The sequence below is a fragment of the Pseudomonas sp. MWU16-30322 genome, from assembly GCF_020515535.1.
GTDB classification, from domain to species: domain Bacteria; phylum Pseudomonadota; class Gammaproteobacteria; order Pseudomonadales; family Pseudomonadaceae; genus Aquipseudomonas; species Aquipseudomonas fluorescens_H.
This window is the reverse complement of the sequence record NZ_JAIWYL010000015.1, coordinates 137,771-147,280: the sequence shown is the minus strand read 5'-3', so window position 1 is coordinate 147,280 and position 9,510 is coordinate 137,771. Positions and strand designations below refer to the sequence as shown.

Below are 9,510 nucleotides of genomic sequence, written 5' to 3'. Positions count from 1 at the left end.
GAAACCCCATGTGAGAGTAGGTCATCGTCAAGATTAAATTCCGAAACCCCAATTGCGAAAGCAGTTGGGGTTTTGTTTTGCCCGCAGGAAAGTTCCTACAGCACGCGGTAGATCCTTCCGGCTGTCACAGCCTGTCGACAGTGCTAAGGTTCTGCCCTGGCTTTTGTACTTTTCCAAGGAAGCTTTTATGCCGGACGCCTCGTCCCTCAATGCTGCATTCATGGTGGTTCAGAGCAACAGTCTGGACGAACTGCGCAGCCTGGTGGTCAGCATTATGCGGCGCTATCCATTGGCGCCCTTGGAGAACGAAATCGCTCTGGTGCAGAGCAACGGTATCGCCCAATGGCTCAAGTTGGCCTTGGCGGAAGACCCTGAAGGGGACGACCTCGGTGGTTGCGGTATAGCCGCTGCGATCGATGTGCAGCTCCCCGGCAGTTTCATGTGGCAGCTCTACCGTATGGTGCTGGGCCGAGAAGAAATTCCGGCCAAGTCTCTGCTCGACAAAGCCCCATTGACCTGGCGACTGATGCGTCTGTTGCCGCAAGTTATTGAGCGCACCCATTTCGAGCCGCTACAACGCTTCCTCACCCATGACACCGATTTGCGTAAACGCTACCAGTTGTCCGAACGCCTGGCAGACCTGTTTGACCAGTATCAAGTGTATCGAGCCGACTGGCTTGAGGATTGGGCCGTAGGTCGGCACCAGCTACGCAATGTCAGAGGTGAGGTAAAGCCACTGCCCCCGGTCAGTTGCTGGCAGGCTGAATTGTGGCGTGCCCTGCTGGTGGATGTCGGTGAGCAGGGTATGGCTCAGAGCCGGGCCGGCGTTCACCAGCGGTTTATCGAGCGCATAAACTCTCTTGAGCATGCTCCTGCAGGGCTACCCTCGAGAGTGATTGTGTTTGGCATCTCATCATTGCCGGCCCAGGTGCTTGAAGCATTGGCCGGGCTTGCACGTTTCAGCCAGGTGCTGTTGTGTGTGCACAACCCTTGTCGACATCACTGGGCCGATATCGTCGCCGACAAGGATCTGCTGCGCCATCAATACAAGCGTCAGAGTCGCAAGACCGGCATGCCGGTCGCGCTCGATCCTGAAGCGCTGCACCAACACGCTCATCCGCTACTCGCCGCCTGGGGCAAACAAGGTCGCGACTATATTAATCTGCTCGACAGTTATGATGACCCCAACAGCTATCGTGCGGCATTCCGTGACGGACGCATCGACCTGTTCAGCGAAGCGCAGCCGCAAAACCTGCTCAATCAACTTCAGGACGATATCCTCGAGTTGCGGCCACTCAATGAAACGCGTGAGCACTGGCCCGCCGTCGACCTGACGCAGGATGAGTCGATCCGTTTTCACATAGCCCACAGTGCACAGCGCGAAGTGGAGATTCTCCACGACCAGTTACTCGCACGCTTCAGTGCCAATCCGGATCTGCGTCCACGGGATGTAATCGTGATGGTGCCGGACATCGACAGCTATGCGCCGCATATCCGGGCGGTGTTTGGCCAACTGGATCGGCACGACCCACGCTTCATTCCATTTACCCTGGCCGACCAGGGCCAGCGCGGCCGCGACCCATTGCTGATTGCGGTCGAACATCTGCTCAAGTTGCCGGACAGTCGTTTTCCGGTCAGTGAGATCCTCGACCTGCTCGATGTTCCCGCATTACGTGCCCGTTTTGGCGTGCAGGAGCGTGACTTGCCGACGCTGCATCGCTGGATCGAAGGGGCGGGAGTGCGCTGGGGAATGAACGCCGAGCAGCGTGCCGGTCTGGGCTTGCCGGATGAGCTGGAGCAAAACAGCTGGCATTTCGGCTTGCGGCGAATGTTGCTCGGCTACGCGGTCGGCAGCTCCAATGCCTGCGCAGGTATAGAACCCTATGATGAAATCGGTGGCCTGGATGCCGCGTTGATCGGGCCTTTGGTTGCGCTGCTGGATGCCTTGGAACTGGCCCATCATGAGCTCACTCAGGCTGCTCAACCCAAGGTGTGGGGACAGCGACTGCAAGTGCTGATGCAGCTGTTCTTCAAGGCCAGCAACGAGCACGACGATTATCTGCTCACGCAACTTGAGGAGCTGCGCGAGACCTGGCTGCAGACCTGTGAATCTGTGGGATTGGTAGAAGAATTGCCGTTGACGGTGGTTCGAGAAGCCTGGCTCGCGGGACTGGATCAGGGGCGCCTGTCCCAGCGTTTTCTTGCCGGCGCAGTAAACTTTTGCACGCTGATGCCCATGCGCGCGATCCCGTTCAAGCTTGTCTGTTTGCTGGGGATGAACGATGGCGATTACCCTCGGGCGCAACCGCCACTGGACTTCGACCTCATGGGCAGCGACTACCGGCCTGGAGATCGCTCCCGGCGCGAGGATGATCGTTATCTGTTGCTCGAAGCGCTGCTGTCTGCGCGCTGTCAGCTGTACATCAGTTGGGTCGGGCGCAGCATCCGTGACAACAGTGAGCGGCCAGCTTCGGTATTGATCGGCCAGTTGCGTGACCACCTCGCCAGTGGCTGGCGGCTCATCGACGAGCATCAGGATCTGTTGAGTGCCATGACCGAGGAGCATCCGCTGCAACCGTTCAGCTCGCGCTATTTCCATGAAGGCGATCAGCTATTCAGCTATGCCCGCGAGTGGCAGGTTTTACACCAGAACCATGAGCCTCTGCATGAGGCCGAGTTACTCGCGCCTCATGTTCAGGAAGAGCCACTGAGTCTGCCCCTTCTACAGGATTTCTTGCGTAACCCGGTCCGGCACTTTTTCACTCAGCGACTCAAAGTGTATTTCGAGGCCGCCGAGGCGCCCCTGGCTGACGAAGAACCTTTTGTGCTGGACGCACTGCAGCGCTACATGCTGAGCGACAGTTTGCTCGAGGCCGCACTCAGGCAGCCGGACAATATCGATCGGGCGCTCGAGGATCAGGCTCGGCGTTTGCAGAACAGTGGATTGCTGCCCATGGCCGGTTTCGGGGAATGTCTCCAGAGGGAGTTGATCGAGCCGTTGCCGGATTTGCTGCAGCGTTACCAACAACTACTGGCGTTGTGGCCGACGCCATTGACCAGTGCGATTCCGATCAATCTTGAGTTGCAGGGCGTGCGTGTTGATGGTTGGCTCGCCGGTTTGCATCAACGCGCTGACGGTGGAGTGTTATCAGTCACGACCATCCCCAACAGCATCGGCTCGATCAAAAGTCGAAAATGGCATCGCTTGACCAAGCCCTGGGTCAATCACCTGGTAGCCTGCGCCAGCGGACTCTTGCTGACCACCGCGTTAGTGGCGAGTGACGATACCCTTCTGCTTGAGCCTATGGAACAGGATAGAGCGGTTCGTTTCCTTGGTGATCTGCTGCTCGCCTGGCAGGCCGGCATGCGCCAGCCATTGCCGATTGCGGTAAAAACGGCCTTCGCCTGGCTTACTCAGACTGACCCGCTCAAGGCCGAGGCTGCTGCCCGTAAAGCCTACGAAGGTGACGGTCAGAACAGCGAAGGTGAACGCCGCGAGAGCCCTGCGCTCTCCCGACAATTCGCTGACTTTGATGCGTTGATGGCGGACGAAACTTTTTCCGGTTGGTGCGACGCGTTGTATCGCCCCTTGTATGAAGCGCCGTGGCGTTCCTTGAACAGCGATGGAGCACGCACATGAGCACCAGGACACCGCTGGCCCTGGCATTCCCGCTGCACGGCAGTCAACTCATCGAAGCCAGTGCCGGCACCGGCAAGACCTTCACCATTTCTGCTCTCTATCTGCGTCTCATCCTTGGGCACGGCGGCGAGTCGAACGGCTTCGGGCGAGAACTATTGCCACCGCAGATTCTTGTGGTGACATTCACCGATGCCGCCACCAAAGAGTTGCGTGAACGAATCCGTACGCGACTGGCCGAGGCAGCGCGCTATTTCCGCGAAGAAACCCCCGCCCCGGACGGACTGATCGCCGAACTGCGTGAACAGTTTGATCCGTCACAATGGCCCAGCTGCGCCAATCGCCTGGACATCGCCGCGCAATGGATGGATGAAGCGGCCGTCTCGACCATTCACAGTTGGTGCCAGCGCATGCTGCGTGAACATGCGTTCGACAGCGGCAGCCTGTTTACACAGTCCCTGGAAACCGATCACAGCGATCTGCTTGGCGAAGTGCTGCGCGATTACTGGCGACTGTTCTGTTACCCGATGCAGGGCGACGCGCTGAATTGGGTTCGTGGAAACTGGGGCGGGCCTGCAGCGCTGTTGCCGCGAGTGCGAGGTCTGTTTGGCAGTGAGCGCGACAGCGACGAAGGCAAGGCACCTGCGCAGTTGATCGACGAGTGTCTGCAAGAACGGCGTGCCGCGTTGCTCGAGCTGAAGATGCCATGGCGGCAGTGGGCAGATGAACTGCTGGTGATCTGTCACGAGGGCGTGGCGAGCAAAGCCGTCGACGGGCGCAAGATGCAGGCGCGCTACTTTGAACCCTGGTTCGAAAAGCTCAAGGCCTGGGCTGAAGACGAGGCCATGGAGCAACTGGATATCGGCACCGGCTTCACCCGATTGACCCCGGACGGGATGGCCGAAGCCTGGAAGGGCCAGGCACCGAGTCATCCTGCTCTGGACGCGATGCCGGGGCTCAAGGCGAGCCTCGACGCGTTGCCGACTCCCGATGCTGCAGTATTGCAGCATGCGGCGAGATGGGTGGGTGCACGCTTTGAGGAAGAGAAGCGTCGTCGCGCAGAAATGGGCTTCGACGATATGCTGTTGCGCCTCGATGCTGCGCTGCAATCCGACAGCGGCGAGCGCTTGGCGGCGGTAATCCGCGAACAGTTTCCGGTTGCCCTGATCGATGAGTTTCAGGACACCGACCCGGTGCAATATCGGATCTTCGAGAGCATCTACCGCATCGAAGACAACAGTCCGGACACCGGTCTGTTCCTGATCGGCGACCCCAAACAGGCGATTTACGCGTTCCGTGGCGCCGATATCTACACCTACCTGCGTGCGCGTCAGGCCACCACCGGCCGCCTGCATACGCTGGGTACCAATTTCCGTTCCAGCCATGGCATGGTGAGTGCGGTCAACCATGTATTCGAACGCGCCGAATCCCGTGATCTGGGACGCGGCGCGTTTTTGTTTCGGGAAAAAACCGGGGAAAACCCGGTTCCCTTTCAGCCGGTTGAGTCTCAGGGACGCAAAGAGCGATTGCAGATCGCCGGGCTAGATGTCGCGGCGCTGAATGTCTGGCAGTTGTCCACCGATCAGCCCCTGCCCGGCGCGGTCTATCGCCAGCAGTTGGCGGCGGCCTGTGCCAGTGAAATCACGGCGTTGCTCAATGGCGGGCAAACCGGTGCCGCGGGATTCGTTCAGGAAGGTGAGGTCTTTCGGGGCTTGCGGCCTTCCGATATTGCGATTCTGGTGCGCGACGGCAAAGAGGCTCAGGCGGTACGCGCAGAGCTTGCTGCCCGTGGGGTGCGCAGCGTTTATCTGTCTGACAAGGACTCGGTCTTCGCCGCCCAGGAGGCGCACGATCTGCTGTCCTGGCTCAAGGCCTGCGCCGAGCCGGATGTCGAGCGTTCACTGAAGGCCGCGCTGGCCTGCATCACCCTCAATCTGCCTCTGGCTGAACTGGAGCGACTGAATCAGGACGAGTTGGTCTGGGAAGCCCGGGTCATGCAGTTCCGTGGTTATCGCGAGCTGTGGCGCAAGCAAGGCGTGTTGCCGATGTTGCGGCGTCTGCTGCACGACTTTCACTTGCCGCAGACCCTGATCGCACGCAGTGATGGCGAGCGGGTGCTGACCAACCTCTTGCACCTGTCGGAGCTGATGCAGCAGGCCGCAGCGGAACTCGATGGCGAGCAAGCGCTGATTCGTCATCTGGCCGAACTTCTGGCGTTGTCCGGTCAGGCCGGTGAAGAGCAGATATTACGTTTGGAGAGCGACGAGCAACTGGTCAAGGTAGTGACCATCCACAAATCGAAAGGGCTTGAGTATCCATTGGTGTTCCTGCCCTTCATCTGCTCGGCAAAACCGGTGGATGGCAGTCGCTTGCCGTTGCATTACCACGATGCCTCGGGCAAGGCTCAGGTGACGCTGAAACCGACTGCCGAGTTGATCGCCCTGGCAGACGATGAGCGTCTGGCCGAAGATCTGCGACTGCTCTACGTCGCCCTGACTCGCGCACAGCATGCATGCTGGCTGGGTGTAACGGATCTCAAACGCGGTAATAACAACAGTTCTGTGCTTCATCTTTCGGCGCTTGGCTATCTGCTGGGTGGCGGTGCAAGGCTGGATGAATCAACCGGCTTGAGCCGTTGGTTGCTGGATCTGCAGCAAGACTGTCCGGCAATAAACCTGGGTGAAATGCCGCAGGCCAGGCAGGAGACTTATCGTCCCGAGCGCAATGAAGCGATCCTCAGTGCCACATTGGTACCAAAGCGCAAGGCCAGCGAGAACTGGTGGATTGCCTCCTACAGTGCCTTGCGCATCAGTGATGTGTTGAGTGTTGGCAGTGATGAGGCGCCAGACAGTCCGCAAGCGCAAAAACTGTTTGATGATGAGCGCCTCGATCCGGATGCGCCGCGAGATATCGTGGCCGGCGGCGCCGATATCCATCGGTTCCCCCGTGGACCCAACCCAGGCACCTTTCTTCACGGCTTGCTGGAGTGGGCTGGCGATGAAGGTTTTGCCGTTCCCTACGAGTCGATCAAGGATGCGATTGGCCGACGCTGCAACCTGCGCGGCTGGGAAGGCTGGATCACCACTCTGAGTGACTGGCTGCATCACCTGCTCAAGTCCCCGTTGCCGACTGGTAGCGGACAGCCTCCGGTCGTGCTTGAGCAACTGAAACAGTACCGCGTCGAGATGGAGTTCTGGTTCGCCAGCCACAAGGTCGATGTTCTCAAGCTCGATGAGTGGGTGCGCCAGTACACCCACAACGGTGTGGCCCGGGTGGCCGCCGAGCCGGTACAACTCAACGGCATGTTCAAGGGCTTCATCGACCTGACTTTCGAACACGAGGGGCGCTATTACGTCGCTGACTACAAATCCAACTGGCTGGGCGTCGACGATGCGGCCTATACCGAGCAAGCCATGGAACGGTCGATCCTCGACAACCGTTACGACCTGCAATACGTGCTGTACCTGTTGGCATTGCATCGGCAATTGAAGGCGCGGCTGCCCGACTACGATTACGACCGACATGTCGGCGGTGCGTTGTATGTGTTCCTGCGGGGAACCCGGGCTGACAGTCGCGGCGTGTATTTCGCGCGCCCGCCGCGTGAGCTGATCGAGCGGCTGGATCGTCTGTTCCAGGGCAAGCCGGAACCCAAGGCCGAGCCCGCATGGGAACAGGGAGTTCTGCTATGAACCGTATATTCGCCGATCTGTCATCGGGTATCGACCACGCGTCGAGCCTGGCGCCGCTGACGAGTGCTGCAGATCTACTGCTGTTGCTGGATCGCTGGGTCGAGCGAGGCTGGCTGCGGTCGCTGGACAAGGCCTTCGTTGCCTTTCTGCACGAGCTCGCGCCCGAGACTGATCCACTGGTGTTGCTCGCCGCCGCGCTGACCAGCCATCAGTTGGGGCACGGGCATGTGTGTCTGGATCTGTTCGAAACCCTCAAGGCCCCGGATTTCGCGCTGTCGCTGCCACCCGAAGGCGATGTGCAGAGTGGCGTATTGCTGCTGCCTTCACAGTTGCTCGAAACACTGGACGGCAGCCATTGGTGCAAGGCGTTGGCGAGCAGTTCTCTGGTTGCGCTGGCGGCGGACAACAGCGAGGCCGCGCAGCAGCGACCTTTGGTGTTGTCCGGCAAGCGTCTGTATCTGCGGCGCTACTGGGCCTATGAGCGCCGTATTGACCGGGCGTTGCGCACACGCCTGGCTCAAGGTGAAACGCCGCCCGATGACCTGCCCCAGCGACTTGATGAGTTGTTCGGCCCCGTCAGGCCGGATGCGGTGGTCGACTGGCAGAAACTCGCCTGCGCCCTTGCGACCCGTGGAGCCTTCAGCATCATCACGGGTGGCCCGGGTACCGGCAAGACCACCACGGTGGTGCGCCTATTGGCGTTGCTCCAGGCACCCGCCGTGGAGGCCGGTCAGCCGCTGCGGATTCGCCTGGCAGCACCCACCGGCAAAGCCGCTGCGCGGTTGACCGAGTCCATCAGCCAGCAGGTGCAGTCGCTGAAGGTCGCCGAAGCCGTTCGCGAGAAAATCCCCTGCGACGTGACCACCGTGCACCGTCTGCTCGGCAGTCGTCCCGGTACCCGACACTTTCGTCATCATGCCGGCAACCGCTTGCCGCTGGATGTGCTGGTGGTCGACGAAGCGTCGATGATCGACCTGGAAATGATGGCCAATCTGCTTGATGCCTTGCCGGCGCATGCGCGCCTGGTGTTGCTTGGCGACAAGGATCAGCTCGCCTCCGTGGAGGCGGGTGCGGTGCTCGGCGATCTGTGCCGCGATGCCGAGGCTGGCTGGTACAACTCGCAGACCCGGCAATGGCTGGAGTCGGTCAGTGGTGAGTCATTGCAGAACAGCGGTTTGCACGAAGACAACGACGGCTCGCATCCTCTGGCGCAGCAACTGGTGATGCTGCGCCACTCCCGGCGTTTCGGTGAAGGCAGCGGCATCGGTCAACTGGCGCGGCGGGTCAATCAGCAGTTGCCGGATGAGGCGCGCCAGTTGCTGGCGGCCGGACACTACGACGATGTGTTTTCCCTGCCGCTCAGGGGCGAACATGATCACAAGCTGGAGCGGCTGTTGCTCGAAGGCCATGGCGACGGGCCACAGGGCTACCGCCACTATCTGAGCGTGCTGCGCAATCAACGCCCTCCGGCGGGCAGACCGCTGGAGCATCCGGACTGGATCAACTGGGCACGGGACGTACTGCAGGCGTTCGACGCGTTCCAGTTGTTGTGCGCCGTGCGCAAGGGCCCTTGGGGTGTCGAAGGGCTGAATCTGCGGATTACCGAAGCCTTGCTCAAAGCGCGCCTGATCGAACATGACCAGCAATGGTACGAAGGCCGCCCGGTGTTGATGACCCGCAACGACTATGGCCTGGGCCTGATGAACGGCGACATCGGCATTGCGCTCAAGCTGCCCGAGCGTGAAGGGCCGGACGCCGGTAAACCGGTATTGCGCGTGGCCTTTCCGCGTAACGACGGCCAGGGCGGCGTGCGCTTCGTGCTGCCGAGCCGGCTTAACGACGTTGAAACGGTGTATGCCATGACCGTGCACAAATCCCAGGGTTCGGAGTTCGCGCACACCGCACTGATCCTGCCGGATGCCCTGAATCCGGTGCTGACCAAGGAACTGATCTACACCGGGATCACTCGCGCGAAAAACTGGTTCACCCTGATCGAACCTCGCGCAGGCGTGTTCGAAGAGGCCGTGCAACGCAAGGTCAAACGCCTGAGCGGATTGATGCTGGAACTGGAGGAGGGTAGCGAGGCTCGGGGATGAAAGATCTGGCGATTGGCGGCGGTTACTGACCAGCCGGTCAGAAGGCGCTGTCTCGCTGGTGTTACTCCGCTGTGCTATCGTTGCGGCA

At 60.3% G+C, this 9,510-nt stretch carries 3 protein-coding genes; all 3 read left to right on the top strand.

All coding sequences use genetic code 11. The annotated features are described in order from the left end of the window. The first annotated feature begins 187 nt into the window (after positions 1 to 187). The 3 genes from recC to recD are packed head-to-tail and all read left to right on the top strand — an operon-like array spanning position 188 to position 9,422. Complete coding sequence (recC, locus tag LCH64_RS26610) at positions 188 to 3,640, top strand: exodeoxyribonuclease V subunit gamma (protein ID WP_226501783.1); 3,453 nt, start codon at positions 188 to 190, stop codon at positions 3,638 to 3,640. Then, positions 3,637 to 7,326 carry an exodeoxyribonuclease V subunit beta gene (recB, locus tag LCH64_RS26605; RefSeq protein ID WP_226501781.1) on the top strand — a complete coding sequence of 1,230 codons (3,690 nt, stop codon included), beginning with the start codon at positions 3,637 to 3,639 and terminating at the stop codon, positions 7,324 to 7,326. The genes recC and recB overlap by 4 nt, the downstream gene beginning before the upstream one ends. After that, positions 7,323 to 9,422 (top strand): exodeoxyribonuclease V subunit alpha, encoded by a 2,100-nt coding sequence (recD, locus tag LCH64_RS26600; protein WP_226501780.1) that lies wholly within the window; start codon positions 7,323 to 7,325, stop codon positions 9,420 to 9,422. The genes recB and recD overlap by 4 nt, the downstream gene beginning before the upstream one ends. Positions 9,423 to 9,510: the final 88 nt, after the last annotated feature.